This is a genomic window from Citrobacter youngae (assembly GCF_003818115.1).
In the GTDB taxonomy this organism is placed as follows: domain Bacteria; phylum Pseudomonadota; class Gammaproteobacteria; order Enterobacterales; family Enterobacteriaceae; genus Citrobacter; species Citrobacter youngae.
Map to the genome: position 1 here is coordinate 21,534 of NZ_RPOI01000025.1, position 26,392 is coordinate 47,925.

Annotated in this window: 26 protein-coding genes and 1 pseudogene; 14 read left to right on the forward strand and 13 right to left on the reverse strand. The window is 52.3% G+C overall.

The window, feature by feature from the left end; genetic code table 11:
- Positions 1-69: 69 nt before the first annotated feature.
- Positions 70-918 carry an HTH-type transcriptional activator RhaS gene (rhaS, locus tag EHN13_RS20440; RefSeq protein WP_124021986.1) on the forward strand — a complete coding sequence of 283 codons (849 nt, stop codon included), beginning with the start codon at positions 70-72 and terminating at the stop codon, positions 916-918.
- Positions 919-1,070: 152 nt separating this feature from the next.
- A complete protein-coding gene (gene rhaR / locus EHN13_RS20445; protein WP_048214015.1) occupies positions 1,071-1,919 on the forward strand; it encodes an HTH-type transcriptional activator RhaR in 849 nt (282 codons plus the stop codon).
- Here rhaR and rhaT read toward each other — a convergent pair.
- Complete coding sequence (rhaT, locus tag EHN13_RS20450) at positions 1,916-2,950, reverse strand: L-rhamnose/proton symporter RhaT (RefSeq protein ID WP_101741963.1); 1,035 nt, start codon at positions 2,948-2,950, stop codon at positions 1,916-1,918. The genes rhaR and rhaT overlap by 4 nt on opposite strands.
- Positions 2,951-3,239: 289 nt before the next feature.
- Here rhaT and sodA point away from each other — a divergent pair, with 289 nt between their 5' ends.
- Both sodA and kdgT read left to right on the forward strand, forming a co-directional pair.
- Positions 3,240-3,860 carry a superoxide dismutase [Mn] gene (sodA, locus tag EHN13_RS20455; protein WP_005121766.1) on the forward strand — a complete coding sequence of 207 codons (621 nt, stop codon included), beginning with the start codon at positions 3,240-3,242 and terminating at the stop codon, positions 3,858-3,860.
- 236 nt (positions 3,861-4,096) lie between these two features.
- A complete protein-coding gene (gene kdgT, locus EHN13_RS20460) occupies positions 4,097-5,080 on the forward strand; it encodes a 2-keto-3-deoxygluconate transporter (protein ID WP_048214013.1) in 984 nt (327 codons plus the stop codon).
- A 42-nt stretch (positions 5,081-5,122) separates the two neighbouring features.
- Here the strand turns inward: kdgT and EHN13_RS20465 are convergent, their stop codons facing one another.
- Positions 5,123-6,019, reverse strand: a complete 897-nt coding sequence (locus tag EHN13_RS20465; protein WP_048214012.1) for a dihydrodipicolinate synthase family protein — start codon at positions 6,017-6,019, stop codon at positions 5,123-5,125.
- Positions 6,020-6,171: 152 nt separating this feature from the next.
- On the opposite strand from EHN13_RS20465, the gene yiiM reads away from it, so the two are divergent.
- Complete coding sequence (gene yiiM, locus EHN13_RS20470; RefSeq protein ID WP_048214011.1) at positions 6,172-6,846, forward strand: 6-hydroxyaminopurine reductase; 675 nt, start codon at positions 6,172-6,174, stop codon at positions 6,844-6,846.
- Between the two features lie 61 nt (positions 6,847-6,907).
- Here yiiM and cpxA read toward each other — a convergent pair whose 3' ends face one another.
- Both cpxA and cpxR read right to left on the reverse strand, forming a co-directional pair.
- Positions 6,908-8,281: an envelope stress sensor histidine kinase CpxA gene (gene cpxA, locus EHN13_RS20475; RefSeq protein WP_003840485.1), complete on the reverse strand. Its 1,374-nt coding sequence runs from the start codon at positions 8,279-8,281 to the stop codon at positions 6,908-6,910.
- Positions 8,278-8,976 (reverse strand): envelope stress response regulator transcription factor CpxR, encoded by a 699-nt coding sequence (gene cpxR / locus EHN13_RS20480; protein WP_048214010.1) that lies wholly within the window; start codon positions 8,974-8,976, stop codon positions 8,278-8,280. Before cpxR ends, cpxA begins: the two co-directional genes overlap by 4 nt.
- A gap of 150 nt (positions 8,977-9,126) precedes the next feature.
- On the opposite strand from cpxR, the gene cpxP reads away from it, so the two are divergent.
- A complete protein-coding gene (gene cpxP / locus EHN13_RS20485) occupies positions 9,127-9,627 on the forward strand; it encodes a cell-envelope stress modulator CpxP (RefSeq protein ID WP_005121753.1) in 501 nt (166 codons plus the stop codon).
- Between the two features lie 192 nt (positions 9,628-9,819).
- Here cpxP and EHN13_RS20490 read toward each other — a convergent pair whose 3' ends face one another.
- A complete protein-coding gene (locus tag EHN13_RS20490) occupies positions 9,820-10,179 on the reverse strand; it encodes a putative T6SS immunity periplasmic lipoprotein (protein WP_048214009.1) in 360 nt (119 codons plus the stop codon).
- Positions 10,176-10,738: pseudogene (locus EHN13_RS24605) on the reverse strand (type IV secretion protein Rhs). Before EHN13_RS24605 ends, EHN13_RS20490 begins: the two are co-directional and overlap by 4 nt.
- 326 nt (positions 10,739-11,064) lie before the next feature.
- Here EHN13_RS24605 and fieF point away from each other — a divergent pair.
- The 6 genes from fieF (at position 11,065) to EHN13_RS20525 (ending at position 18,125) form a co-directional block, all read left to right on the forward strand.
- Entirely contained in the window at positions 11,065-11,967 is a 903-nt protein-coding gene (gene fieF, locus EHN13_RS20500; protein WP_048214007.1) for a CDF family cation-efflux transporter FieF, read from the forward strand.
- A gap of 184 nt (positions 11,968-12,151) precedes the next feature.
- On the forward strand, positions 12,152-13,114 hold the full coding sequence (gene pfkA / locus EHN13_RS20505) for a 6-phosphofructokinase (protein ID WP_003028778.1): 963 nt from the start codon (positions 12,152-12,154) through the stop codon (positions 13,112-13,114).
- A gap of 203 nt (positions 13,115-13,317) precedes the next feature.
- Entirely contained in the window at positions 13,318-14,307 is a 990-nt protein-coding gene (gene sbp / locus EHN13_RS20510) for a sulfate/thiosulfate ABC transporter substrate-binding protein Sbp (protein ID WP_048214006.1), read from the forward strand.
- Positions 14,308-14,411: 104 nt separating this feature from the next.
- The gene (locus tag EHN13_RS20515) at positions 14,412-15,161 is read left to right on the forward strand and encodes a CDP-diacylglycerol diphosphatase (RefSeq protein WP_115644154.1); all 750 of its coding nucleotides are present in this window, start codon (positions 14,412-14,414) and stop codon (positions 15,159-15,161) included.
- A gap of 73 nt (positions 15,162-15,234) precedes the next feature.
- Positions 15,235-16,539 carry an SLC13 family permease gene (locus EHN13_RS20520; protein WP_124021987.1) on the forward strand — a complete coding sequence of 435 codons (1,305 nt, stop codon included), beginning with the start codon at positions 15,235-15,237 and terminating at the stop codon, positions 16,537-16,539.
- A 113-nt stretch (positions 16,540-16,652) separates the two neighbouring features.
- Positions 16,653-18,125 carry a DASS family sodium-coupled anion symporter gene (locus EHN13_RS20525; RefSeq protein WP_124021988.1) on the forward strand — a complete coding sequence of 491 codons (1,473 nt, stop codon included), beginning with the start codon at positions 16,653-16,655 and terminating at the stop codon, positions 18,123-18,125.
- A 41-nt stretch (positions 18,126-18,166) separates the two neighbouring features.
- Here EHN13_RS20525 and tpiA read toward each other — a convergent pair whose 3' ends face one another.
- Together tpiA and EHN13_RS20535 are read right to left on the reverse strand one after the other, a co-directional pair.
- Entirely contained in the window at positions 18,167-18,934 is a 768-nt protein-coding gene (tpiA, locus tag EHN13_RS20530; RefSeq protein WP_003028783.1) for a triose-phosphate isomerase, read from the reverse strand.
- Between the two features lie 111 nt (positions 18,935-19,045).
- Positions 19,046-19,642, reverse strand: a complete 597-nt coding sequence (locus EHN13_RS20535; protein WP_061066968.1) for a YiiQ family protein — start codon at positions 19,640-19,642, stop codon at positions 19,046-19,048.
- A gap of 100 nt (positions 19,643-19,742) precedes the next feature.
- Here EHN13_RS20535 and EHN13_RS20540 point away from each other — a divergent pair, with 100 nt between their 5' ends.
- A complete protein-coding gene (locus tag EHN13_RS20540; protein ID WP_003840502.1) occupies positions 19,743-20,171 on the forward strand; it encodes a DUF805 domain-containing protein in 429 nt (142 codons plus the stop codon).
- Positions 20,172-20,222: 51 nt separating this feature from the next.
- On the opposite strand, the gene fpr is transcribed toward EHN13_RS20540, so the two are convergent.
- The 4 genes from fpr to EHN13_RS20560 all read right to left on the reverse strand — a co-directional run bounded on the left by fpr (position 20,223) and on the right by EHN13_RS20560 (position 24,586).
- A complete protein-coding gene (fpr, locus tag EHN13_RS20545; protein WP_101741961.1) occupies positions 20,223-20,969 on the reverse strand; it encodes a ferredoxin--NADP(+) reductase in 747 nt (248 codons plus the stop codon).
- 95 nt (positions 20,970-21,064) lie between these two features.
- A complete protein-coding gene (glpX, locus tag EHN13_RS20550) occupies positions 21,065-22,075 on the reverse strand; it encodes a class II fructose-bisphosphatase (protein WP_124021989.1) in 1,011 nt (336 codons plus the stop codon).
- A gap of 135 nt (positions 22,076-22,210) precedes the next feature.
- Positions 22,211-23,719, reverse strand: a complete 1,509-nt coding sequence (gene glpK / locus EHN13_RS20555; protein WP_048213999.1) for a glycerol kinase GlpK — start codon at positions 23,717-23,719, stop codon at positions 22,211-22,213.
- Positions 23,720-23,740: 21 nt separating this feature from the next.
- Positions 23,741-24,586, reverse strand: coding sequence for an MIP/aquaporin family protein (locus EHN13_RS20560; RefSeq protein WP_048213998.1), 846 nt, complete (start codon positions 24,584-24,586; stop codon positions 23,741-23,743).
- A gap of 426 nt (positions 24,587-25,012) precedes the next feature.
- On the opposite strand from EHN13_RS20560, the gene zapB reads away from it, so the two are divergent.
- Entirely contained in the window at positions 25,013-25,258 is a 246-nt protein-coding gene (zapB, locus tag EHN13_RS20565) for a septal ring assembly protein ZapB (protein WP_019077914.1), read from the forward strand.
- Positions 25,259-25,460: 202 nt separating this feature from the next.
- On the opposite strand, the gene EHN13_RS20570 is transcribed toward zapB, so the two are convergent.
- Complete coding sequence (locus EHN13_RS20570; protein ID WP_061066971.1) at positions 25,461-26,204, reverse strand: SDR family NAD(P)-dependent oxidoreductase; 744 nt, start codon at positions 26,202-26,204, stop codon at positions 25,461-25,463.
- Positions 26,205-26,392 lie beyond the last annotated feature (188 nt).

Sequence of the window (26,392 nt, forward strand, 5' to 3'; positions counted from 1 at the left end):
ATTTAAGGTGAGGGTGATAACCCTTAATTACTATTCAGTCATGTTCATTTGATCGGGGGGGATGTCATCATGACCGTATTGCATTGCGTGGATTTTTTTCCGACAGGTAAAGCGCCCGTGGCGATTGAGCCCCGGCTTCCTCAGCCTGCTTTTCCAGAACATCATCATGATTTTCATGAAATTGTAGTGGTTGAACATGGTACGGGAATTCATGTGTTCAATGGACAGCCTTATACCATTAGCGGGGGAACGGTGTGTTTCGTTCGCGATCATGACCGGCATTTATATGAACATACTGACAATCTGTGCCTGACCAATGTGTTGTATCGCTCCCCGGATGCGTTTCAATTTCTGGCTGGGCTGAATCAGCTTTTACCTCAGGAACAGAATGGGCAGTATCCTTCGCACTGGCGGGTGAATCAGGGTGTGTTGCAGCAGGTTCGACAACTGGTGGGGCAGATGGAAGCGCTCGGTGAGGGGATGGATACACCAACGGCGGCAAATCGCGAGATCCTGTTTATGCAGCTGCTGGTGCTGCTGCGTAAAAGCAGCCTGATGGAAGCTGCGACCGATAACGACGCGCGGCTTAACCTCCTGATGGCGTGGCTGGAAGATAACTTTGCCGACGAGGTGTGTTGGGAGGCGCTGGCCGAGAAGTTTTCCCTCTCTTTGCGGACTTTGCACCGCCAGCTTAAACAACAGACCGGGCTGACGCCACAGCGCTATCTCAACCGCCTACGGCTTATCAAAGCCCGCCATTTGCTACGTCACAGTGATGACAGCGTGACGGACATCGCTTATCGTTGTGGGTTCGGTGACAGTAACCATTTTTCGACGCTGTTTCGCCGGGAGTTTAACTGGTCGCCGCGCGATATCCGACAGGGACGCGATGTCATTACTGGAAGCAGCCTCCAGTAACGCGAAAGCTATCAACGTTTTTTGCCGTCCGTTTGCTGATAATCATACCCTTTTATGCCGGATGGCGGCTGTGCCTTATCCGGCCTACGTGGATGCCTTGTAGACCGGATAAACGTAGCGCATCCGGCAAGCGTTCAGGTTGAGGTGATGTGATGGTGAATCATCTGGTCCTTCTGAAATCAGACTTTTTTGCGAATGACCACCAGGCCGTCGCGGTGGCCGATCGTTACCCACAGGATGTGTTTGCCGAACATACTCATGAGTTTTGCGAGCTGGTGATGGTATGGCGCGGCAATGGCCTGCATGTTCTCAACGATCGCCCGTACCGGATAACCCGCGGCGATCTGTTTTATATCCGTGCCGAAGACAAACACTCCTACACCTCAGTTAACGATCTCGTCCTGCAAAATATCATTTACTGCCCGGAACGACTGACGCTGAATGTCGGCTGGGAAAGCGCGATCCCAGGATTTAACGGCTCGCCGCGACAGCCCCACTGGCGGCTTGGCAGCGCGGGTATGTCCCAGGCCCGGCAGATAATTAGTCAGCTTGAACATGAGAGTAATCAGCGTGACCCGCTGGCTTTTGAAATGGCCGAGTTGCTGTTTGGGCAACTGGTGACTCATTTCAAGCGGCACCGCTACGCCACGGATACGCTGCCAGCGACATCAAGTGAAACGTTGTTGGATAAGCTGATTACCGCGTTGGCCGGGAGTCATGAACATGCCTTTGCGCTGGATAAATTCTGTGAGCAGGAACAGTGCAGTGAGCGAGTTTTGCGTCAGCAGTTTCGCAGCCAGACAGGGATGACCATCAATCAGTATCTCCGCCAGGTACGGGTTTGCCATGCTCAGTATCTGCTTAAGCACAGTAGACTGATGATCAGTGAAATTTCTATGCGCTGCGGCTTTGAAGACAGTAACTACTTTTCGGTGGTATTTACGCGGGAAACCGGGATGACGCCGAGCCAGTGGCGTCATCTCAGCAGCCCGAATGATTAACTGGCCATCCCCAGACCGACAATATTTGCCGCGAGAATAATGACCACGCAGCCGAGGCTCAGTACGCTGACCGGACGGCGGCCCGCGTTTTTCCACTCTTTCAGCACCAGACCAACAATACCGCCGCACAGGACATAGAAGCTCATGTGCAGCATCCAACTGACATAATCATACTGCGCCGGAATGCGAGCGTGGCCCCAGGCGTAGAAGAAGAATTGCAGATACCACATCAGGCCACCGAGCGCGGACAGTAGCACGTTGGTGATGATCAGCGGTTTGGCTAACGAGAAGTCGGCTTTTATCGAAAGATCTTTCACTTTTGCCAAACGAATAAAACAGAAGCCCAGGTTGACTAAAGCACCGCCGCCCATGATGACGACATAGCTTGGTAGCGCGACATACAGCGGATCAACGCCCAGCGCGGCAGCTGCATCGTGCATGGGTTTCGCCGCGTTCATCGCAAAGGACATCCCGGCAGAGAAAATGCCGCACATTACCGCCAGCACCAGCCCCTTCTTCAGGTTGAACTCTTCTGCTTTGATGCCCATTTTACGTTCTTTCAACTGTCCTGCGCGGGTCACAATGCCCACGCCAATCAGCGCGACCAATACGCCCAGTAGCGTCATGCGCCCGCCATCGGTGCTGATCAGCACATCAAAGTTACCGTTGATGATAGGGGTCATCAGCGTGCCGACAATCAGGGTAATACCAATCGCAATACCAATCCCCATCGACATGCCGAGATAGCGCATGGTCAGGCCATAGTTGATATTACCGATCCCCCACATCGCGCCAAACAGAAATACGGGTGCCAGCGTGGAGAGGCTGAAAGAACTGAAGTAGGCCCAGAAGTTGGGAAGCAACATGGCGCTGATGGTCCATGGCAGGATAAGCCAGGAGACGATCCCGCCAACCGACCACATTGTTTCCCATGACCAATGTTTAACTTGTTTGAACGGGGCATAGAAACAGGCTGCGCTGGCTGCACCTATCAAATGCCAAAGAATACCCATCGTAATCGCGTTACTCATGACTGAATCCTCGTTATTTTTTATCGTCGGTCATAACCCCTCCGACACAACGAGTTTAAAAATTACGCAGATGATTAACCTTTTGACGATTGCCGCCTTTGTCCTCTTGTTGGCAATCATCACGTTAACTGGGTGATTTGGCTCACATCTTCAGTAATGGTGATGAATAATTAAGACCCTGTAAAAAGTACGGCATTGATAATCATTTTCAATATCATTTAATTAACTATAATGACCCAACTGCTTACGCGGCGTTAACACTGGCCGCCCGACAATACTGGAGATGATTATGAGTTATACACTGCCATCCCTGCCGTACGCTTATGATGCCCTTGAACCGCACTTCGATAAGCAGACGATGGAAATCCACCATACCAAACACCACCAGGCTTACGTAAACAACGCTAATGCTGCGCTGGAAAGCCTGCCTGAATTCGCGAGCCTGTCTGCTGAAGAGTTGATCACCAAACTGGATCAGCTGCCTGCGGATAAGAAAACCGTTCTGCGTAACAACGCTGGCGGTCACGCTAACCACAGCCTGTTCTGGAAAGGCCTGAAAACCGGTACCACGCTGCAGGGCGACCTGAAAGCGGCTATCGAACGTGACTTCGGTTCTGTTGACAACTTCAAAGCTGAATTTGAAAAAGCAGCAGCCACTCGTTTCGGTTCCGGCTGGGCGTGGCTGGTTCTGAAAGGTGACAAACTGGCTGTTGTTTCCACCGCTAACCAGGATTCCCCGCTGATGGGTGAAGCTATCTCTGGCGCTTCCGGCTTCCCGATCGTGGGCCTGGACGTTTGGGAACACGCTTACTACCTGAAATTCCAGAACCGTCGCCCGGACTACATCAAAGCGTTCTGGGACGTGGTGAACTGGGACGAAGCTGCTGCACGTTTCGCCGCGAAAAAATAAGTTCGACGCGTTAATTAAGCCCCTGCAAGCGATGCCTGCGGGGGCTTTTTTGTGATCAAAATCAATATAAAAACAATGATCCATTTAAATTGAAACAAGGTTTTATTATGCGAGTGGGATCACTTTTATAGTTTCTGCGAATGTCTATCTTCTTTTCATCAAGACGGGCGCATCTCAAAAGCAAGATGCAGTCGCCCATAAAAATTGCCCCATTTTTATGTCTACAGGTGATGGAAATGCAGATCAAACGTACGATAGAGAAAATCCCAGGCGGTATGATGTTGGTGCCGCTGTTTCTGGGCGCGTTGTGTCATACCTTTTCCCCCGGCGCCGGGAAATACTTCGGCTCATTTACCAACGGTATGATCACCGGTACGGTGCCGATTCTGGCAGTCTGGTTCTTTTGCATGGGGGCATCGATTAAGCTGAGCGCTACCGGAACCGTACTGCGTAAATCCGGCACGTTAGTGATAACCAAGATCCTGGTCGCATGGGTGGTAGCGGCGATTGCATCGCGCATTCTTCCTGAACATGGCGTGGAAGTGGGGTTCTTTGCCGGGTTGTCCACGCTGGCGCTGGTGGCCGCAATGGATATGACTAACGGCGGGCTGTATGCCTCGATTATGCAGCAGTACGGCACCAAAGAAGAGGCTGGGGCGTTTGTCCTGATGTCGCTGGAGTCTGGCCCGTTGATGACCATGGTGATTCTGGGAACCGCCGGGATTGCTTCGTTTGAACCGCATGTATTTGTAGGGGCGGTATTGCCGTTCCTGATTGGTTTTGCGCTGGGTAATCTGGATCCTGAGCTGCGGGAATTCTTCAGTAAGGCCGTGCAGACGCTGATCCCTTTCTTCGCCTTCGCATTAGGTAACACCATTGATTTGAGCGTGATTGCACAGACCGGCGTACTGGGTATTCTGCTGGGCGTGGCGGTGATTATAATCACCGGTATCCCGCTGATTATTGCCGATAAACTGATTGGCGGCGGCGATGGTACGGCGGGAATTGCGGCGTCCAGTTCTGCTGGCGCGGCCGTTGCCACGCCGGTGCTGATTGCGGAAATGGTTCCGGCGTTCAAACCCATGGCGCCGGCGGCAACCTCTCTGGTGGCGACGTCAGTGATTGTAACCTCCATCCTCGTGCCGATTATCACCTCCATCTGGTCGAAAAGAGCCAAAGCCAGAGCGGCGGCAATCGATATACGCAACGCGGTGAAGTAACGTGATTAAGCCGGATGGTTTGCACCATCCGGCTTAACCGTTTTAACCCTTGATTACAAACACCTCATCAATTGTTCGACACTCACTTTCATTCAGCTCCCCGCCTGCATTACGTGAAACCCCGGTGCAATAGCCAAACTTACGCGATACCACGGTTTTGATGGTGGTGACGAAATCCTCACCGATGGCGTAGATGGACATGTAGGTGCCAATCTGGTCCTGAATATCGCGAAGTGCAGCCAGATCCCCCTGCTTGAAGGCTTCTCGTGCGCTGACAAACAGCTCCGGCATGACGTTGTTTAATCCTGAAATAATCCCTGCGCCGCCTGCCAGCAGGTTAGGAATATAGTATTCGTCATAGCCGGATAGCACGGCAAAATCTTCGCGTACGGCGCGGGTGGTCTGGATCATGCTGCGGGTGTGGGACTGGCAGTCGACGGTATCTTTGATGCCTGCGAAGTTGGGGAACTCAGAGGCAAGGGTGGCAACCAGTTCAGGCGTTAAGTCGCAACCGGTTCGCGCCGGGAAGTTATAGGCAAACCATTTGCCGCTGAGTTTCTGCCCCAATTGACGGAAGTAGCTCAGGAGCTGTTTCGCCGTTTGCCCGTAATAGTAAGGTGGTAGGATCATCACGGCATCGTAACCGGCGCGATACGCTTCCTGTGCCATCAACAGCACATCGTTCTGGCAAGTGGATGAGACGTTGGCGACCATCTTCAGCGAGCTCATGGCACGGGCTTCACGGATCAGCAACAGCCTTTCCTCGAGCGTAAAGGAGGCAAATTCCCCGATGCTGCCCATCAACAAAATCACGTCGATGTTGGCCTCGGTAAGGCGTTTAAGATGCTGGCTCAGACCGTTAAGATCGATCTTGCCGTCATTGTCCATTGGCGTAATGGAAGGACACCAGACGCCAGCAAATTGCGATTGACCAGTCACGTTGTCTACTCCTTATTTGAAATGATGTTTCAAAACCAGCTTACATTGATAGCATGTGTCCCTAACTTTCATGTGAACCGTGCTCTCATTTTGAGCGACTGGGGTAAAATAAATGTGGTGTAATGGGAGAAATTTATCGGGAGAGGGAACAGATGCGATATCCGGTCGATGTTTTTACAGGCAAGATTCGGGACTACACGGGAAGCCGTCCCAGCGCGATTGCTAAAGTTCAGGTTGATGGCGAGTTGATGCTGACCGATCTGGGGCTCACGGGCGATGAACAGGCGGAGACTAAAATTCACGGCGGGCCGGATCGCGCGTTGTGCCACTATCCGCGTGAACACTATCAGCACTGGATACAAGAATTCCCTGAACAGGCGGAGTTATTTGTCGCCCCCGCCTTTGGGGAGAACCTCTCAACGCTTGGGCTGACAGAAGAGAATGTCTATATCGGCGATATTTTCCAGTGGGGCGAGGCGTTGATTCAGGTCACGCAGCCACGTTCACCGTGTTTTAAGCTGAATTTCCATTTTGGCATTAGCGATATGGCAAGTCAGATGCAGGCCTCGGGGAAGATAGGCTGGCTGTACAGTGTTATCGCGCCGGGCATGGTGTCGGCGGATGCGCCGCTGGTACTGGCATCGCGCGTGAGCGATGTCAGTCTGCGGGAGGCGATTGCTATTGCCTGGCATATGCCGTTTGATGATTCGCAATATCACCGTTTACTGTCGGCTGCAGGGCTATCGAAAAGCTGGACCAGAACGATGCAAAAACGCCGTTTAAGCGGCAAGATCGAGGACAATTCCCGCCGTTTGTGGGGGAAATAATTCCCCCTGTCCGTGGAGGCCGGATGAGGCATTACGCCGCCATCCGGCAACACAGAGAGACTCAGGAACGCTTATACAACGGTAACCAAATTACCAGCCGTAAACCACCCAGCGGGCTGTCTTCGGCCTTCACCCAGCCACGATGCTGCTGGATTGCGGTTTCAACAATCGCCAGACCCAGACCTGTTCCGCCAGACTCGCGATCGCGCGCCTCATCGGTACGATAGAACGGACGGAAAATCTGTTCTCTGTCTTCAGGGCTTACGCCTGGGCCGTCGTCGTCCACGGTGATGGTAATCCCGTCGATATCCACCGCGAAGCCCACTTCGATCTTCGTGTGTGAATAGCGCAGGGCATTGCGCACAATGTTTTCCAGCGCACTTTCCAGTGCATTTGGGTTACCGTACAGCGGCCACGGACCCGGCGGGAAATTCACCGTGAGTGATTTACCCATCTGCTCGGCTTCAAAGGCGGCGTTATCCAGCACTTCGCCCCATAGCTGATTAGCCTTTACGGTTTCACTGACCAGCGCGTTTTTCTGCTGATTACGTGACATCACCAGCAGGTCGTTGATCATGCTGTCCAGCCGGTGCGCTTCTGTTTCAATGCGCTCCAGCTCTTTGCTCTCACCGCTACGACGGCGCAGCAGCGCAGTCCCCAATTGCAAACGTGTTAGTGGCGTTCTCAACTCGTGAGAGATGTCCGACAGCAGGCGTTGCTGCGTGGTCATCATGCGTTCCAGCGCGGTCACCATCTGGTTAAAACTGGCACCTGCCGCCAGAAATTCCTGCGGGCCGGCTTCCAGTTCCGGATGCTGACGCAGGTTACCCTGTGCCACCTCATCCGCCGCGTTTTTCAACTTACGCGCCGGTTTCGCCAGGCTCCATGCCAGCCAAAGCAGCAGCGGTGAGCTGACGAGCATGGTGACGATCAGCAGCAACAGTGGCCGGTCAAACAACAGGTTGATGAAATCAGACTGTGAACTGCTGGCTGGTCGAATGAGATACAGCTGGTAGTTATCTTCCCCGTCTCTGACGGAGAAAGGCCCGACCATCTCAACGCGACCGTATTTTTTCTTCTGCGGATGGTCAGCGTTATCAGCCTGACCAATAAAGTTACGAATGATCTGCATTTCGTTGCGTTCTGCGCCGATCACACGTCCTTCTGTAGTGACAAGCAATAACCGCTGTCCTGGCGGCGCCCACTTGTCGATAGCACGGAACAGGCGACGCCACCACATCAGATCGTTGGGTGGGTCGTTCGCCAGCTCAGCTTCAACGTGTTGCTCGATCATCAACCCCTGGCGCTGCTCGCTGTCCAGTAGCTCGGTCATCTGGCGTGAGTCGAGCTTGGGCAGCATCAGTACCAACATCAACACCAGCGCCAGCGTTAACCAGAAGATGGCAAAGATGCGTGCGGTTAAGCTTCCTATCATGAAGCGGAGACCATCAGGTAGCCGCGACCACGCAGGGTTTTAAACCAGGGGTGCCCGTCTTTCCGCTCTGGCAGCTTACGGCGCAGGTTCGAGATGTGCATGTCGATCGCGCGGTCAAACGGCGTCAGGCGTTTGCCCAGCACTTCCTGACTCAGGTGTTCACGAGAAACTACCTGGCCGAGATGCTGTGCCAGTAAATAAAGCAGGGTGAATTCGGTGCCGGTTAACTCCAGGGTTTGCCCATCAAAACTGGCTTCCTGGCGACCCGGATTCAGACTTAACGCATCCACTTCCAGCGTCGGCGAGCCATTATCGCTGGTCTGCTGTTGTTCGCTCCAGTGAGAGCGGCGCAGAATAGCGCGGATACGCGCGACCAGTTCGCGGTCATTAAACGGTTTGGGTAAATAGTCGTCCGCGCCCAGCTCAAGGCCGAGTACGCGATCCAATTCGCTGCCGCGAGCGGTCAGCATGATTACGGGCGTCTGGTGTGTCTGGCGAAGCGCTTTCAGTGTATCGATGCCGTTTTTCTTCGGCATCATGACGTCGAGCAAAAGTAAATCGATGCTGTCATCCAGAAGCTCAAGTGCCTGCTCCCCATCATGGGCAACCAGCACATCGAAACCTTCCATTTCGAGCAACTCCTTTAACAGGGAAGTCAGCTCTCGGTCATCATCAACTAACAGGATTTTATTCATTGTTTACGTACCTCCGAGGCAGAAATTACGTCATCAGGCGTCGCTAATCTATGACTTTACGTTGTTTTACACCCCCTGACGCATGTTTGCAGCCCGAATCGTAAACTGTCTCTCGTTGAATCGCGACAGAAAAGATTTTGGGAGCAAGTGATGGGCAAAGTTACCGCTGCCGTCATGGCCTCAACGCTGGCACTCAGTACTTTGAGCCATGCAGCTGAAGTCGTCACAGGCGATCACTGGCACCTGGGTGAAGGCTCCTCGCAGCGCAGCGTACAGAGCCACATGTTTGACGGTATCAGTTTAACCGAACATCAACGTCAACAGATGCGAGATTTAATGCAGCAGGCAAGACACGAACAGCCTCCTGTTAATGTTAGCGAAATGGAGACAATGCATCGTCTTGTCACCGCAGAGAAATTTGATGAAAGCGCTGTGCGCGCTCAGGCAGAAAAAATGGCACAAGAACAGGTTGCCCGCCAGGTTGAAATAGCCAGGGTCCGCAACCAGATGTATCGCCTGTTAACGCCCGAGCAGCAAGCGGTTTTAAATGAGAAACATGAACAACGAATGGAGCAACTGCGCGACGTAGCGCACTGGAAACAAAGCTCATCGTTAAATTTATTGAGTAGTAGCAACTCACGTTCCCAGTAGTAACCCTGTTTTCCTTGCCATAGACACCATCCCTGTCTTCCCCCACATGATGTGGGGGTTTTTTTTGCCCAAAATTACAGCGAATTACCAAAGATAAGCAGCCACTTACAGAAGATATTTGGAGCTTATAAACGTTTTTGTTATGTGTGACTGACTGCATTTATGTAGAGCCGTGTAATCTGATAATAATGCTCAGCTTTTTCCTAAATCCAACACAGTACCATCATTGGTAATGATAAAGGTGTAGTAGTGATTTTTTCCATTTAAGGTGTAGCTTGCACCATACACTAACCCTTTTTCTAAATTTACCGTAAAGCAGGTTCTTGGGTAGGTGAGATGCTTAAAATCGCCGACTAATAATTTTTTATTTTCTCTACCATTAGTTGACAGAATATAGCGGTTTAACACATCGTTTTTATCAGTGGTAAAGCAAACACGATTCCCGTCTACGTAGATCGCCCGTCTTTCGCCGGACTCTGCACCCTCTCTATCTTTCCCAGGGCACCCGGCAAGAAATAAAAGCAAAGGGAGAAAAATGATCGATTTCTTCATATCGGAAAGTCCCCTAGTACCTTTTCATATTTCTGAATTAACTCCAGCACCGGTTCCTCTGGGTCATAATCACGGTAAACATACAGATCGCTATGCCCATCAAACCCATAATGCTTTAACAACCAGTAATCGCTGACTAAGGATGCTTGCTGCTCCAGTCCGTAATCAAGTAAGTTTTCTCATTTAGGCTGTATGTATAATCAGCTGCCCATGAGAACGCTCCGCGTGTTCGCACCCACATTCCATATTGGTGCTGCCAAACATGCATCATTTCATGTAAAAAAAGATGCTGGGCATTTGGAGTTGGCTGTTTTGTTGGCATTGAGAAATCATCTTCATATTTTATTTTTCTAAACCACATTTCGCCGTTAGGCGTCATCGCCTGGCCGGGGTTTTGACTATCAAAAGGAAGATAACTTTCCAGATGAACTCAAACTTGATGGTAAAGAACGCTGAAGCCAAAGAGCGAGTTTGCAAGATTTATCTCGCCAAGCCTTAGCCTACGCAGACCTCCTTCCTGGATCGGTTTCCAGTCAATAGAATTAGGGTAATACGCCATCTTAATCCCTCAAGATATGTTGATTGAGTGTTTATCGTACACCTAAAGTAAATCAGCATTGGAAGAGTTATAGAGAGGTCTTAAAAATTCAGAATAAAACGTATTCAGGTGACGTATGGGTCATGCTGATCCGGCTGTAAGATAGGCCGTAATGTAGATTTTTTATTAGAATAAATTTTTAATTTAAGTGTGTTATGTATTGCTACAACATTCCATCCCTGTCTTCCTTCACATGATGTGTGGGGGCCCCAAATTTGTCACTCGGTAATTGCCTGACTGTTTTACTTCATCCGTTATACTAGCGGCATATCCTGGCAGGAGTGTTTATGAATCAAACCTATGGGCGGCTGGTTAGCCGGGCGGCAATCGCGGCTACCGTGATGGCATCGCTGTTACTTTTGATCAAAATTTTTGCGTGGTGGTACACCGGATCGGTCAGTATTCTGGCTGCACTGGTGGATTCTCTGGTGGACATCGCGGCGTCGTTAACCAACCTGTTGGTGGTGCGCTATTCGCTGCAACCGGCCGATGATGAACATACGTTCGGACACGGAAAAGCGGAATCACTGGCGGCGCTGGCGCAAAGCATGTTTATTTCCGGTTCGGCGCTGTTTTTATTCCTGACCGGGATTCAGCATCTCATCCAACCGACGCCGATGAAAGATCCTGGCGTTGGGGTGGTGGTCACCATCATTGCGTTAGTGTGTACAATCATTCTGGTCACGTTTCAGCGCTGGGTGGTGAAACGTACGCAAAGTCAGGCTGTACGGGCAGATATGCTTCATTATCAGTCTGATGTTATGATGAACGGTGCGATTCTCGTGGCGCTTGGACTGGCCTGGTACGGTTGGCATCGTGCGGATGCCTTGTTTGCGCTCGGGATTGGCATCTATATTTTATATAGTGCATTACGCATGGGGTATGAGGCAGTGCAATCCTTGTTGGATCGCGCCTTACCCGATGAGGAACGTCAGGAAATTATTGATATAGTGACGTCATGGCCCGGTGTCAGCGGCGCTCACGATCTTCGCACGCGGCAGTCAGGGCCGACCCGCTTTATTCAGATTCATTTGGAAATGGAAGATAATCTGCCGCTCGTTCAGGCGCATTTAGTGGCTGAGCAGGTGGAGCAGGCAATTTTACGGCGTTTCCCGGGATCGGATGTGATTATTCACCAGGATCCCTGTTCAGTCGTACCCAAGGAAGGCAAGATGTTTGAGCTTTCATAATTCGTTGTAAAAAAGTGAGCCGGGCCAGCATTTTGTGTATAAATTACCACCATTTGGCCTGACCTGAATCAATTCAGCAGGAAGTGATTGTTATACTATCTGCATATTCGTTGGATCGTTTCGATATGCGGAATCGACTTCCGGCAGCAGATTTCATTTTGCATTCCAAAGTTCAGAGGTAGTCATGATTAAGAAAATCGGTGTGTTGACAAGCGGCGGTGATGCGCCGGGCATGAACGCAGCAATCCGTGGTGTTGTACGTGCAGCGTTAACGGAAGGACTGGAAGTCATGGGGATCCATGATGGCTACCTGGGTTTGTATGAAGACCGTATGGTCCAGCTTGACCGCTACAGCGTGTCCGACATGATCAACCGTGGTGGTACTTTCCTCGGTTCTGCTCGCTTCCCGGAATTCCGCGACGAAAATGTGCGTGCAGTGGCTATCGAAAATCTGAAGAAACGTGGCATCGATGCATTAGTTGTTATTGGTGGTGACGGTTCTTACATGGGTGCAAAACGCCTGACTGAAATGGGCTTCCCGTGCATCGGCTTGCCGGGCACTATCGACAACGATATTAAAGGTACTGATTACACCATCGGTTACTTCACCGCATTGGGTACCGTCGTCGAAGCGATTGACCGTCTGCGTGATACTTCTTCTTCTCACCAGCGTATCTCCATCGTTGAAGTGATGGGGCGTTACTGCGGCGACCTGACCCTGGCTGCAGCAATTGCCGGTGGCTGTGAATTTGTCGTGGTTCCGGAAGTTGAATTTAGCCGTGATGATCTGGTTGCTGAAATCAAAGCCGGTATCGCGAAGGGCAAAAAACACGCAATCGTCGCGATCACTGAGCACATGTGTGATGTTGATGAACTGGCACATTACATTGAGAAAGAAACGGGCCGTGAAACGCGTTCTACCGTACTGGGTCATATCCAGCGTGGTGGTTCTCCGGTTCCTTACGATCGTATTCTGGCGTCCCGTATGGGCGCATATGCTATTGAACTGCTGCTGGCAGGTCATGGCGGTCGCTGTGTCGGTATTCAGAACGAGCAACTGGTTCACCACGACATCATCGACGCTATCGAAAACATGAAGCGTCCGTTCAAAGGTGACTGGCTGGACTGCGCGAAAAAACTGTACTGATTGTTTTTGGTTGCCCGGTGGCGCTTCGCTTACCGGGCCTACAACGTGTACTCTTGTAGGCCGGATAAGGCGTAAGCCGTCATCCGGTACAACCTTCCTCATTTATTCCCCAGAGTTATAGCAAATCTTTTTTTATTCTTTAATGTTTGGATGCCTTTCTGGCACGCTTTGCTCATCACAACATCACATAAGAGAGCTGGGCGATGAACAAATGGGGCGTAGGGTTAACATTATTGCTGGCATCGACCAGCGTACTGGCAAAGGATATTCAGTTACTTAACGTATCGTATGATCCAACGCGTGAACTGTACGAGCAGTACAATAAAGCCTTCAGCGCGCACTGGAAGCAGGAAACGGGCGACAACGTCGTGATCCGCCAGTCGCATGGTGGTTCGGGTAAACAGGCGACTTCCGTCATCAACGGCATTGAAGCCGATGTCGTGACGCTGGCACTGGCATACGACGTGGATGCCATTGCTGAACGTGGCCGTATCGATAAAAACTGGATTACGCGCCTGCCGGACAACTCCGCGCCTTACACCTCCACCATCGTGTTCCTGGTCCGCAAAGGCAACCCCAAACAAATTCATGACTGGAACGATTTGATCAAACCGGGCGTGTCAGTGATTACACCAAACCCGAAAAGCTCAGGCGGCGCACGCTGGAACTATCTGGCGGCATGGGGCTATGCCCTGCACCACAACAACAACGATCAGGCCAAAGCGCAGGACTTCGTCAAAGCACTGTTTAAAAACGTTGAAGTGCTGGATTCCGGTGCGCGTGGTTCAACCAATACCTTCGTAGAACGCGGTATCGGTGATGTGCTGATCGCCTGGGAAAACGAAGCGCTGCTGGCAACGAACGAACTGGGTAAAGATAAATTCGAGATAGTGACGCCGAGTGAATCTATTCTCGCGGAGCCGACCGTTTCCGTCGTCGATAAAGTGGTGGAAAAGAAAGACACCAAAGCGGTGGCAGAGGCTTATCTGAAGTATCTCTACTCTCCGGAAGGTCAGGAAATTGCAGCGAAAAACTACTATCGTCCACGTGATGCAGACGTCGCGAAGAAATACGAAAATGCATTTCCGAAGCTGAAGCTGTTCACCATCGACGAAGAGTTTGGCGGCTGGACGAAAGCGCAGAAAGAGCACTTTTCTAACGGCGGTACGTTCGACCAGATCAGCAAACGCTAAATAAGTCTGTGATTTACCGACCCGGTGGCTTAACGCGACCGGGTTTTTTATTTGTCATCGTTTTGCGTTACTCTTGCGCCTCAATGGGATACAGGGAACGCGTAATGAAAAAAGCAGGTTATCTTTTACTGGCGGTTATGGTGGTTGCCGCCGCTGCGGGCGTTGGGTACTGGAAATTTAGCGGTAACCCGGACGCGTTACGCCAGATAGTCCTTGAACAATGCCTGCCACATCAATTGCAGCAGCACGATCCCGCGCCGTGTACTGAAGTTAAACCCGATGCCGGATATGTGGTATTCAAAGACCGAAACGGTCCGCTGCAATATCTGTTGATGCCCACTTACCGTATCAATGGTACGGAAAGCCCACTGCTGTTGAAATCAGGCACGCCGAACTTTTTCTGGTTGGCCTGGCAGGCGCGCAGCTTTATGAGCCAAAAATACGGCCACGAAATCCCTGACAAAGCGGTCTCGCTGACCATTAACTCGCGTAGCGGACGTACGCAAAATCATTTGCATATTCATATCTCCTGTCTGCGAACCGACGTCAGAACGCAACTGGATGATAATATAGCGGAAATCAGCACTCGCTGGTTGCCATTGCCCGGCGGATTACGCGGGCATGAATATCTGGCGCGCCGCGTCACGGAAAATGAACTGGCGCAACGCAGCCCGTTTATGATGCTGGCAGAGGAGGTGCCGGATGCTCGCGAGCATATGGGCCGCTACGCCCTGGCAATGGTGCGTCAAAGCGACGAATCCTTTGTTCTGCTGGCGACCCAGAGCAATCTGCTGGCGCTCAATCTCGCCTCCGCTGAGGAAATTCAGGATCATCAATGTGATATTCTGCGTTAACCCCACCTAATCTGGCGTTTACTCCGCATGCCTGTCCCCGTATTCTTGTTGAAAAAAACAACAGGAGACAGGCATGTCGCTCTGGCTTACACACCCTCTGTTTATCCCCTCTCTGGTGGTCGGCGTCACCATTTTACTTTGGGCAACGTCGCTGTTGCCGGAATTTATCACGGCGCTGCTTTTCTTTTCCGTGGCGATGGTGGCCAAAATCGCGCCACCGGATGTCATCTTTGGTGGCTTTGCCTCATCGGCGTTCTGGCTGGTTTTCAGTGGTTTTGTGCTGGGTATCGCAATTCGTAAAACGGGGCTGGCGGACAGGGCTGCGAGGGCGCTGTCATCACGGTTGACCGACTCCTGGCCGTTAATGGTGGCGAGCGTGGTGCTGTTGAGTTACGCGCTGGCGTTCGTCATGCCGTCCAACATGGGACGTATTGCGCTGCTGATGCCGATTGTGGCGGCGATGGCGAAACGGGCTGGAATTAACGACGGCACGCGCGCCTGGTATGGTCTGGCGCTGGCCGTTGGGTTTGGGACGTTCCAGCTTTCCGCCACGATCTTACCTGCTAACGTACCAAACCTGGTGATGAGTGGCGCTGCGGAAGGCTCTTACGGCATCCACTTGAATTATCTTCCCTATTTGCTGCTGCATACGCCGGTTCTGGGTTGGCTTAAAGGCGCGGTTCTCATCGTGCTTATCTGCTGGCTGTTCCCTGGCAAGCCCCATGCGCCGCGCGATCTCACGCCGTCGGAACCGATGAGCGGAGATGAAAAACGTCTGGCCTGGATGTTAGCGGTGGTGTTGCTTCTTTGGGTAAGTGAAAGTTGGCACGGCATTGGCCCCGCGTGGACTGGGCTGGCGGCGGCAGTTATCACATTGCTCCCACGGGTTGGCTTTATCAATGGCGACGAGTTTTCCAGTGGGGTCAACATTCGTACCTGTATTTATGTGGCGGGTATTCTGGGGCTGGCCATCACCGTGACACAGACCGGTATCGGTAGCGCGGTAGGCGAGGCGCTGTTACAGGTGATGCCGCTGGATGCGGACAAACCGTTTACCAGCTTCCTTGCATTGACCGGCATTACCACCGCGCTCAATTTCATCATGACGGCGAACGGCGTTCCAGCACTGTATACCACACTGGCACAAAGCTTTTCAGATGCGACCGGTTTCCCGCTACTCTCGGTGATTATGATTCAGGTACTGGGCTATTCCACACCGCTATTGCCGTATCAGGCATCACCGATTGTGGTGGCAATGGCGTTAGGAAAAGTACCGGCAAGAGCTGGAATGCTGCTGTGTATCGCGCTGGCGGCGGCAACGTATCTGATACTGCTGCCGCTGGATTATCTGTGGTTTAGCGTGTTGGGGAAATTATAGTTGCATCAGAATGTTAATTTTTTGTTTTGTGAGTGGGTGAATTGTATTATGCGCACCGATATTGGTTAATACCTGAGCGCATAATTGCGTGCTGGAAACTCAAGGATTGATTCATGGACAGATTGACCCCCATCCGCTGTTGGCCTGCCATCATCTCGATTGTTATTACGCTGACCATCTGGTTTGTTATCCCATGTCCAGCAGATGTCACCCCCGAGGCATGGCATCTGCTGGCGTTATTTATCGGTACTATCGCGGCAATTATTGGTAAAGCGATGCCTATCGGCGCGATTGCGATTGTGGCAATTATGCTGGTAGCCATGACCGGCGTGACGCATCCCGGTAAACCCACCGCGGCGCTGAGCGATGCGTTAAGTGGTTTCTCCAACCAGCTTATCTGGCTGATCGGCATCTCGATTATGTTGTCGCAAAGCCTGTTGAAAACGGGGCTGGGCGCGCGTATCGGCTATGGGTTTATTGCTTTGTTTGGCAAAAGAACGTTGGGTATCGCGTGGGCGCTAACGCTGGCAGAAACGCTGATCGCACCCGTTACGCCAAGCAATACCGCACGCGGCGGCGGTATTATTCACCCAGTGATGCGGGCGATTGCGGAAAGTCTGGGTTCTCAACCCGGTGACAAAGAGAACGGTGCTACAGGTCGTTATCTGGCTCTGGTGAACTACAACATTAACCCGATCAGTTCGGCAATGTTTATTACCGCTACCGCCCCAAACCCGCTTATTGTGAGTTTCTTGACCAAAGGGACGGATGGGGTGCTGAATATGACCTGGGGAATGTGGGCGATTGCGGCGCTTCTTCCTGCCGTTGTCTCACTGGTCGTGATGCCTATTGTCATCTGGTGGCTCTATCCGCCCGCTATTACACGCACGCCGAATGCGCCAGAGTTTGCCCGGGAAAAGCTGGGGGCACTCGGTCCGTTGTCGCTGGCTGAAAAAATCACCCTCGCGGTTTTCGCTTTGCTGCTCTGCCTGTGGGCAGGTGTTCCTGCCATGCTGATGGGCAGTACCTGGGCCGTTAACCCCACCAGCGCGGCGCTCATTGGCTTGTCTGTTCTGTTAGTGACAGGGGTATTGAGTTGGGACGATATCCTTAAATGCCGCGGTGCATGGGATACGATAGTCTGGTTTGCCGCACTGGTTATGATGGCGGATATCCTGAGCAAACTGGGTCTGGTGGGGTGGCTGGCGACGAGTGTTGGTAGCGCAATTGACCATCTCGGCGTGCACTGGAGTATCGCCACGCTGCTGCTGATCCTGCTTTATGTCTATTCACACTACTTTTTCGCCAGTACCACTGCACATATCACGGCCATGTTCGCGGCTTTCTTTGCTGCCGGATTAGGCCTCGGTGCTCCACCGGCGCTGCTCGGTCTGATGCTGGGCTTCTCCTCCTCCTTGATGATGTCGCTCACGCACTATGGCACGGGTACTGCGCCTATTATCTTTGGTTCGGGCTATGTCACGCTGGCGGAGTGGTGGAAAACGGGGCTGGTGATGAGTGTGGTCAACCTGACCATCTGGGGTGTCACGGGGGCCTTCTGGTGGCACTGGCTGGGATACTGGTAAAGCGGGTATAAGAAGGGGAGCGATGCTCCCCTTTTAACAACTTAGGCCTGTTTAGCGGCTTCTGCTGCTTTAACGATGACTGCGAAGGCGTCTGCTTTCAGAGAAGCACCGCCAACCAGCGCACCGTCGATGTCCGGCTGAGCGAACAGTTCTGCGGCGTTTGCTGCGTTTACAGAACCGCCGTACTGGATGATAACTTGCTCAGCGATTTTCGCATCAGCTTTAGCAATGTGGTCACGGATGAATTTGTGGACTGCCTGAGCCTGAGCAGGCGTTGCAGATTTACCGGTACCGATAGCCCATACAGGTTCGTAAGCGATAACCACGCCTTCGAATGCTGCTGCGCCCTGAGTTTTCAGCACTGCGTCGATCTGACGTGCACAAACTTCTTCAGTTTTGCCCGCTTCGTTTTCCGCTTCGGTTTCACCGATGCACAGAACCGGGGTCAGACCCTGTTCTTTCAGCACAGCGAATTTCTTCGCGATCAGCTCGTCAGATTCTTTGTGGTAAGTACGACGCTCAGAGTGACCGATAATGATGTACTGCGCGCCGATATCTTTCAGCATTTCAGCAGAAGTTTCACCGGTGAATGCGCCAGACAGGTTCAGGTCAACGTTCTGCGCGCCCAGAATGATGTGGCTACCGGCAGCGGCGTGTTTCGCCAGGTCGATATACATTTCCGGCGGAGCGATTGCTACTGCACAGCCAGCAACGCCAGCCAGTTCTTTACGCAGGTTAGCAACCAGTTCGTTTACCATGTGGCGGCTGCCGTTCAGTTTCCAGTTACCCATCACTAAAGGATGTCGCATTTCATTTCTCCACGCTTGTCAGCGAATTAAGGAAGATGGCCGCCCGTCAGGGCAGCATGGTCTGTGAAACAGTATAGAGATTCATCCCGTGAAAGGCTTTGCTTTTTGTCATCAATTCGCCTTCTCAAGACTTTCTGATAGTGCCAGCTTAATCGGTTCAACAGCGAAGGTCAGCCCCTTTTCGCCGTTATCTGCAACAACATAGCGGATTGCGCCTTCCGTTTCGGCGTAATAGTGCTTACCTTTGCCGGCAGCGAGCAGTTTTTGCAGCTTTTTCTGACTCTGTTCTTTCGTCAACAGCGGCGCGACGGTGCGAATGACGGCGGTCATGTATTCCAGCGCTTTCGCTTTGGCCGCCTTTTGTTCTGGCCCCTGAATCGGCAGCCAGGTTATCTGCATACTTTTGATTTTTAAGGTGCCGCGCTCAAGGGCGGAGGACGCATACAGGTTTTCATTAATTTTACTGGCCGCGCGGGTGAGATTTGCCCGATCGCGGCTGCTGTCGATGGCACGGAACTCATTCAGAATAAGCTTCGGATTCTGCGTATTAAAGTTTTCGCGAAACTGGCTAATCGACAGGTCAAAGGTCGGCGCACCCGCCAGTAAATAGGGGGCCGTGGTTGCCGTCGATGGCTCTTCCGCCAGCGCCGCTGTATTCACGGACATGGCTGAAAACAATAATAAAAACAGTGTAAATCCTTGCTTCATCAATCGTACCTTTCATTCTCACTGCTCACGATTAAAACGGTAACCGTCGGGCTTGTCAAAAGGGTAAACTGTTCTGGAAGGTAATAATAAAGGAACTTACATGACCATACAGCAGTGGTTATTCTCATTTAAAGGGCGCATCGGGCGCCGTGATTTCTGGATTTGGATTGGCCTATGGATCGTCAGCATGCTGGTTCTGTTTTCGCTGGCGAGCAAACAATTACTCGATATTCAGACCGCGGCTTTTTGTCTGGTGTGTCTGCTATGGCCAACGGCGGCAGTGACGGTAAAACGTCTGCATGACCGGGGGCGCTCCGGAGCGTGGGCGCTGTTGATGATCCTGGCGTGGATGCTGCTGGCCGGAAATTGGGCGATATTACCCGGCGTCTGGCAATGGGCGGTAGGCCGCTTTGTTCCAACGTTGATTCTGGTTGGTATGCTTATCGATCTGGGGGCGTTCATTGGCACCCAGGACGCAAATAAATATGGTAAGGATACGCAGGACGTAAAGTACAGAGCTGACTCGTAGGCCGCGCCATCCGGCAAAATGCCCGGGTGTTTACCGGGCATTGAAACGTTCTTACCAGTAGTGCTCTGCGGTCATATGGCCCGGTCGACGGCGCAGGTGTTTGGTCATTTGCCGGGTCTCTTTCAGCAACTGCTGCGTGTCGCGTACCATTTGCGGGTTACCACAGAGCATCACATGACTGGTTGCTGTATCCATGGGTAGCCCAACAGCAGCTTCCAGCGCGCCGCTCTCAATCAACGCCGGAACTCGCCCGGTTAATGAACCTGCGGCGGTTTCACGGCTCACAACCGTCTGGATACGTAATTTACCTTCGTAGCGTTTTTCCAGGTCCTGCATTAACGGCAGATAGCTTAAATCGGCGGCATAGCGGGCGGCATGGACCAGCACCAGATTTTTAAAACGGTCCAGATCTTTGCCCAACTGCAGAATCGATAAATATGGGCCGATAGCGGTACCGGTTGCCAGCATCCATAGCGTGTCACAATCGGGGACTTCATCCAGCACGAAGAAACCGGCAGCTTCACTCACCACCTGGACTTCGTCGCCAGGTTTCAGTGCGGCCAGACGGGGGCTGAGTTTTCCGTCAGGAACCGTCACCAGATAGAACTCTAAATCGGGGTTATCAGGCGCATTCACGTAGGAATAGGCACGCTGGACGCGCTCGCCGTCGATTTCGAGGCCGAGTTTGGTAAACTGACCTGCGGTGAAGGGAAGAACCGGAGCTCGCACGGTCAAACTAAATAAGGCATCGGTCCAGTTCTGTACCTTCGTGACTTTGCCTGTTACCCAATCTGCCATGGTTTTCTCCTGTCTGCTGTGATTGCCTTATCTTCGTTCGTTGCACGAAAGATTTCCAGCCCAGATGGGCTGGAAGGCTCTATTGATCAAATCAATTACAGGATATGCGTCTGTACATCCGGATCTTTGCGATCGAGGTAGTGGATGGACTGAATACGACGGATCGTACGTGATTTCCCACGGATCAGCAGTGTTTCGGTGGTGGCAATATTACCTTTGCGGCTAATCCCTTCCAGCAGATCGCCTTTGGTTATCCCGGTCGCGGAGAAAATAACGTTGTCGCTGCGGGCCATTTCATCCAGACGCAGCGCTTTACCTGCCTCAATACCCATCGCGGCGCAGCGAGCCAGCTCCTGTTCGCCGATACGACGGTTCTCTTCGCTGTCGCCTTTGACGTCATGACGCGCCAGCAAACGACCCTGCATGTCGCCGTCCAGCGCGCGGATCACAGCTGCGGAAACCACACCTTCCGGCGCGCCACCAATGCCGTACAGCACGTCAACTTCACTGTCTGGCATGCAGGTCAGAATGGAGGCCGCCACGTCGCCGTCTGGAATAGCGAAGACGCGCACGCCCATTTTTTGCATTTCGGCGATCGTTTCATCATGGCGTGGTTTGGCCAGAATGGTTACGGTCAGTTCGCTGAGCGGTTTATTGAGTGCAGCGGCAACGTTATGCAGGTTGGCTTCCAGCGACAGGTTCAGGTCGATGGACCCTTTTGCGCCTGGGCCGACAATCAGCTTTTCCATGTACATATCCGGCGCGTTCAGGAAGCAGCCTTTATCGCCAACGGCCAGTACGGCCAGCGCGTTGGCCTGACCCATGGCCGTCATGCGTGTGCCTTCGATAGGATCGACGGCGATGTCGACCGCATCACCAAGACCGGTCCCGACTTTTTCACCGATAAACAGCATCGGCGCTTCATCAATCTCACCCTCGCCAATCACGATGGTGCCGTCGATGTTGACCTGGTTGAGCATAATACGCATGGCGTTCACCGCCGCGCCGTCAGCGGTATTTTTATCGCCGCGGCCCAGCCATTTATAGCCAGCCAGCGCGGCCGCTTCGGTCACGCGTGAAAATTCAATGGCAAGTTCTCGTCTCATTGCAAACTCGTAGCTGAAAGGAATGGCGCGAAGTGTAGCACAGGGGAGGGGACGAGATTATTGATGTGTGTGCGGGGTTGCCCCCGCACGAAGAGATTGCCGGATAAGCCAAAGTTGCTATCCGGCAATGACGTATTACTCGTCGTGATCTTCCCACGCCAGAGCGCGTTTGACCGCTTTTTTCCAGCCGCTGTAACGGAAGTTACGTTCGGTGGTTTCGATGCCTGGGCGGAACTCACGCTCAATGACCGCTTTTTCCTGCAGCTCATCCAGATTCTGCCAGAAGCCGACAGCCAGACCGGCCAGATATGCTGCGCCTAATGCGGTGACTTCGCGGACTTCCGGACGCTCTACGCGGGTACCCAGAATGTCAGACTGGAACTGCATCAGGAAGTTGTTGGCGACCGCACCGCCATCGACGCGCAGGGCGTGTAAACGAATACCGGAGTCAGCCTGCATCGCTTCCAGCACGTCACGCGTCTGATAAGCGATAGACTCAAGCGTTGCACGGATGATGTGGTTGGAGTTTACGCCACGGGTCAGGCCGAAGATGGCGCCACGTGCATACGGGTCCCAGTACGGTGCACCCAGACCGGTGAAGGCCGGAACCACGTACACACCGTTGGTATCTTTCACTTTGGTGGCGAAATACTCAGAGTCGAATGCATCGCTGATGAGTTTCATTTCATCACGCAGCCACTGGATGGATGCACCCGCCATGAACACGGCACCTTCCAGCGCGTAGTTTACTTCCCCGGTCGGTCCGCAGGCGATAGTGGTCAGAAGTCCATTTTCTGACTTAACGGCTTTCTCGCCAGTATTCATCAGCATGAAGCAGCCAGTACCGTAGGTGTTCTTCGCCATCCCTTCTTTCACGCACAGCTGACCGAATAGTGCAGCCTGCTGGTCACCCGCGATACCGGAGATAGGAATACGTGTGCCGCCTTTACCACCGATGTTGGTCTGGCCATAGACTTCAGAAGAACGACGCACTTCTGGCAGCATGGCACGCGGAATGTCCAGCGCATCCAGCATCGTGTCATCCCAGTCCAGGGAGTGGATGTTGAACAGCATGGTACGCGAGGCGTTGGTGTAATCCGTGACGTGTACGCGTCCCTGCGTCATTTTCCAGATAAGCCAGGTGTCAACGGTACCGAACAGCAGTTCGCCACGACGAGCGCGCTCACGCGAGCCTTCTACGTGGTCGAGGATCCACTTCACCTTGGTACCGGAGAAGTACGGGTCAATCACCAGGCCGGTGTTGTTACGGATGTATTCTTCCATGCCATCGCGCTTGAGCTTTTCGCAGATATCTGCGGTACGACGACACTGCCACACAATGGCGTTATAGATTGGTTTACCGGTCTCACGCTCCCAGACGATGGTGGTCTCACGCTGGTTGGTAATACCGATCGCTGCAATTTCATCGGAACTGATATCGGCTTTCGCCAGAACTTCAACCAGCGTAGAGCTTTGGGTTGCCCAAATTTCCATTGGGTCGTGTTCTACCCAACCTGCTTTCGGGTAGATTTGCTCGAATTCGCGCTGTGAAACGGCAACGATATTCGCATCGTGGTCCATTACGACCGCGCGGGAGCTGGTGGTGCCCTGGTCGAGCGCAACGATATATTTTTTTTCAGTCATAATTTTTGTCCCGTAGTCACATTACAGCGAAGCTTTTTGTTGAGTGTTAGCCGCCGCGTCTTTTTCTTCAATCGCGCAGACATCGCACGGTAAATGGCGACCAATCAGTTTGCGATATGCCCATGCGCCCAAAATCGCGCCGGTAATTGGGCCAAACACCGGAACCAGGAAGTAAGGGATATCACGACCACCCGTGAAGGCAATCTCACCCCATCCGGCCATCCAGGCGAAGAGTTTCGGTCCGAAGTCACGTGCCGGGTTCATCGCAAAACCGGTCAGTGGGCCCATGGATGCACCAATAACGGCAATCAGTAAGCCGATCAGCAGCGGTGCCAGTGGACCACGCGGTACACCATTACCATCATCGGTCAGTGCCAGAATCAGCCCCATTAGAATAGCGGTAATGACCATTTCAACCGCGAAGGCCTGCACAAAATTGATATGCGGGTTTGGATAGGTGGAGAAAGTACCTGCCAGATTGAGGCTTTCTACACTACCGCGCACGATATGGTTCGTTTGTTCGAAATCGATGAAAAGATTGTAATAAAGCCCGTAAACCAGTGCCGCTGCGCAAAAGGCGCCGGCAATTTGCGAAATAATAAAAGGAACGACTTTGCGTTTGTCAAAACACGCAAACAGCCATAGTGCGATTGTGACTGCTGGATTCAGGTGTGCGCCAGAAACGCCTGCGGTCAGATAGATAGCCATGGCTACCCCCAGACCCCAGATGATACTGATTTCCCACTGACCAAAAGTAGCCCCGGCCACTTTGAGTGCAGCGACACAACCCACACCGAAGAAAATCAACAACCCGGTACCGAGGAATTCAGCAATGCACTGGCCTTTCAAGGTTGATGTTTGACTCATAATCGGATCCTGAAGAGTTTAATGTTTATTGTATGCGAGAAGGTCACTGACATCCCCGGAGCCGGTAGGCACACTGTTAATTTATCGTTAACGCTCAAAAACGAGAAATATCGAAATTAAAATGTGTGTGCTCCATCAACAAAATGAGCGTTTTCGCGCCATTGCGCGGTATTTGTTATACAAAAATAGTGTGAGCTGAATCATTTCACCGATCATCCTGTTAACACTTAAGAGTTATGACAGTTGTGTCACCAGGACAAAGATTAAAAGTGTTGCAAACCGCAATCTGCGCGGGATGCCGCTGGACAGCGATGACGCGGCTTCATACAATCGGTGTTAAGTAGAGTGCGCTCGTTTTTATTAAGGCGTCGCCGGTTATCGGGACGAGGATTTTTATCCATCAACGCCTTGCAATTCAGGAGAGGTATGACGATGTCATTAGAAGTGTTTGAGAAACTGGAAGCAAAAGTACAGCAGGCGATTGATACCATCACGCTGTTACAGATGGAAATCGAAGAGCTGAAAGAAAAGAACAACTCACTGTCGCAGGAAGTTCAGTCTGCACAGCAGCAGCGTGAAGAGCTGGAGCGTGAGAACAACAACCTGAAAGAACAGCAGAATGGCTGGCAGGATCGTCTGCATGCCCTTTTAGGTCGTATGGAAGAAGTCTAATTACGCTTCATCTTTCGTGCCGTAGCTGCGTTGGCTGCGCTCAGTTACCCCAGTCACGTAGTTTACTACGCTCCTGGGGATACCTTCGTTTGCCGCCTTGCTACAACACGAAATCTATTGCGTAATCGTTCCTGTGTAGGCCGGATAAGGCGTAAGCCGTCATCCGGCAATACAATCGTTTTACCGCAACACAACGTTAATTTCAGGCATTCAAACCCCCATCTACGTCCAGACCGGTGCCGGAAATCTGCCCAGCCGCTGGGCTTGCCAGAAACGTCACCGCCGCTGCAACATCCTCCGGTGTTCCATAATGCCCTGTAGCAATAAGCTGCCGTTGGGATTCTGCCTGCTCGCCATCTGCCGGGTTCATATCACTGTCCGTTGGGCCGGGATGGACAAGATTAACGGTAATACCCCGTGGGCCGAGATCGCGAGCCAGGCCACGGGTTAGCGAGTTGAGCGCTGATTTAGTCATCGCGTAGACGGCAATCCCCGGCTGGGCGACGCGGTTGGCAAGACAACTGCCAATATTGATGATTCGCCCACCTTCAGGGAGATGCGGCAGCGCGGCCTGTATGGCAACTACCACGCCACGGATATTCACGTTAATCAATGCGTCGATGTCCTCCAGTGACAGCGACTCCAGCGGGCCGCCGCGTGCGATCCCTGCGTTGTTGACCAGAATATCCAGTCCTCCGAGTGACTGTACCGTGCGGTGTACGGCGTTCTGAATCGCCTGAGCGTCTGCACTGTTTGCCTGAATGGCCTCACCATGGCGGCCAAGCGCTGTAATTTCATCGGCAACGGCCTGGGCTTTCTCCGCAGATTTTTCATAGGTTATAACAACATCAGCACCGGCTTTCGCCAGCGACAGTGCAATGGCGCGCCCTAATCCACGACTGGCTCCGGTGACCAGCGCTTTTTTACCTGTCAGATCGATATGCATGATGACCTCGTGATGAGAGTGATGAGATTCATCATTAGGTATAGAGAGAGTTTTTTCTTCGTCAATGCGCAGGATAGGGGAATCGAAAGGGGAAAGTGGCAAAAAGAGGCTCTGGAGATTTCCAGAAGCGAAAAAAAGCCAGTCAGTTGTTTAACCGACTGGCATCACACCAAATTGCGGTGTTTTCT

Excerpts from the sequence above, each read along its gene's own strand:
- rhaS (WP_124021986.1), top strand. The coding sequence starts at position 70 with ATGACCGTATTGCATTGCGTGGATTTTTTTCCGACAGGTAAAGCGCCC.
- rhaR (WP_048214015.1), top strand. The coding sequence starts at position 1,071 with ATGGTGAATCATCTGGTCCTTCTGAAATCAGACTTTTTTGCGAATGAC.
- rhaT (WP_101741963.1), bottom strand. The coding sequence starts at position 2,950 with ATGAGTAACGCGATTACGATGGGTATTCTTTGGCATTTGATAGGTGCA.
- sodA (WP_005121766.1), top strand. The coding sequence starts at position 3,240 with ATGAGTTATACACTGCCATCCCTGCCGTACGCTTATGATGCCCTTGAA.
- kdgT (WP_048214013.1), top strand. The coding sequence starts at position 4,097 with ATGCAGATCAAACGTACGATAGAGAAAATCCCAGGCGGTATGATGTTG.
- yiiM (WP_048214011.1), top strand. The coding sequence starts at position 6,172 with ATGCGATATCCGGTCGATGTTTTTACAGGCAAGATTCGGGACTACACG.
- cpxA (WP_003840485.1), bottom strand. The coding sequence starts at position 8,281 with ATGATAGGAAGCTTAACCGCACGCATCTTTGCCATCTTCTGGTTAACG.
- cpxR (WP_048214010.1), bottom strand. The coding sequence starts at position 8,976 with ATGAATAAAATCCTGTTAGTTGATGATGACCGAGAGCTGACTTCCCTG.
- cpxP (WP_005121753.1), top strand. The coding sequence starts at position 9,127 with ATGGGCAAAGTTACCGCTGCCGTCATGGCCTCAACGCTGGCACTCAGT.
- EHN13_RS20490 (WP_048214009.1), bottom strand. The coding sequence starts at position 10,179 with ATGAAGAAATCGATCATTTTTCTCCCTTTGCTTTTATTTCTTGCCGGG.
- fieF (WP_048214007.1), top strand. The coding sequence starts at position 11,065 with ATGAATCAAACCTATGGGCGGCTGGTTAGCCGGGCGGCAATCGCGGCT.
- pfkA (WP_003028778.1), top strand. The coding sequence starts at position 12,152 with ATGATTAAGAAAATCGGTGTGTTGACAAGCGGCGGTGATGCGCCGGGC.
- sbp (WP_048214006.1), top strand. The coding sequence starts at position 13,318 with ATGAACAAATGGGGCGTAGGGTTAACATTATTGCTGGCATCGACCAGC.
- EHN13_RS20515 (WP_115644154.1), top strand. The coding sequence starts at position 14,412 with ATGAAAAAAGCAGGTTATCTTTTACTGGCGGTTATGGTGGTTGCCGCC.
- EHN13_RS20520 (WP_124021987.1), top strand. The coding sequence starts at position 15,235 with ATGTCGCTCTGGCTTACACACCCTCTGTTTATCCCCTCTCTGGTGGTC.
- EHN13_RS20525 (WP_124021988.1), top strand. The coding sequence starts at position 16,653 with ATGGACAGATTGACCCCCATCCGCTGTTGGCCTGCCATCATCTCGATT.
- tpiA (WP_003028783.1), bottom strand. The coding sequence starts at position 18,934 with ATGCGACATCCTTTAGTGATGGGTAACTGGAAACTGAACGGCAGCCGC.
- EHN13_RS20535 (WP_061066968.1), bottom strand. The coding sequence starts at position 19,642 with ATGAAGCAAGGATTTACACTGTTTTTATTATTGTTTTCAGCCATGTCC.
- EHN13_RS20540 (WP_003840502.1), top strand. The coding sequence starts at position 19,743 with ATGACCATACAGCAGTGGTTATTCTCATTTAAAGGGCGCATCGGGCGC.
- fpr (WP_101741961.1), bottom strand. The coding sequence starts at position 20,969 with ATGGCAGATTGGGTAACAGGCAAAGTCACGAAGGTACAGAACTGGACC.
- glpX (WP_124021989.1), bottom strand. The coding sequence starts at position 22,075 with ATGAGACGAGAACTTGCCATTGAATTTTCACGCGTGACCGAAGCGGCC.
- glpK (WP_048213999.1), bottom strand. The coding sequence starts at position 23,719 with ATGACTGAAAAAAAATATATCGTTGCGCTCGACCAGGGCACCACCAGC.
- EHN13_RS20560 (WP_048213998.1), bottom strand. The coding sequence starts at position 24,586 with ATGAGTCAAACATCAACCTTGAAAGGCCAGTGCATTGCTGAATTCCTC.
- zapB (WP_019077914.1), top strand. The coding sequence starts at position 25,013 with ATGACGATGTCATTAGAAGTGTTTGAGAAACTGGAAGCAAAAGTACAG.
- EHN13_RS20570 (WP_061066971.1), bottom strand. The coding sequence starts at position 26,204 with ATGCATATCGATCTGACAGGTAAAAAAGCGCTGGTCACCGGAGCCAGT.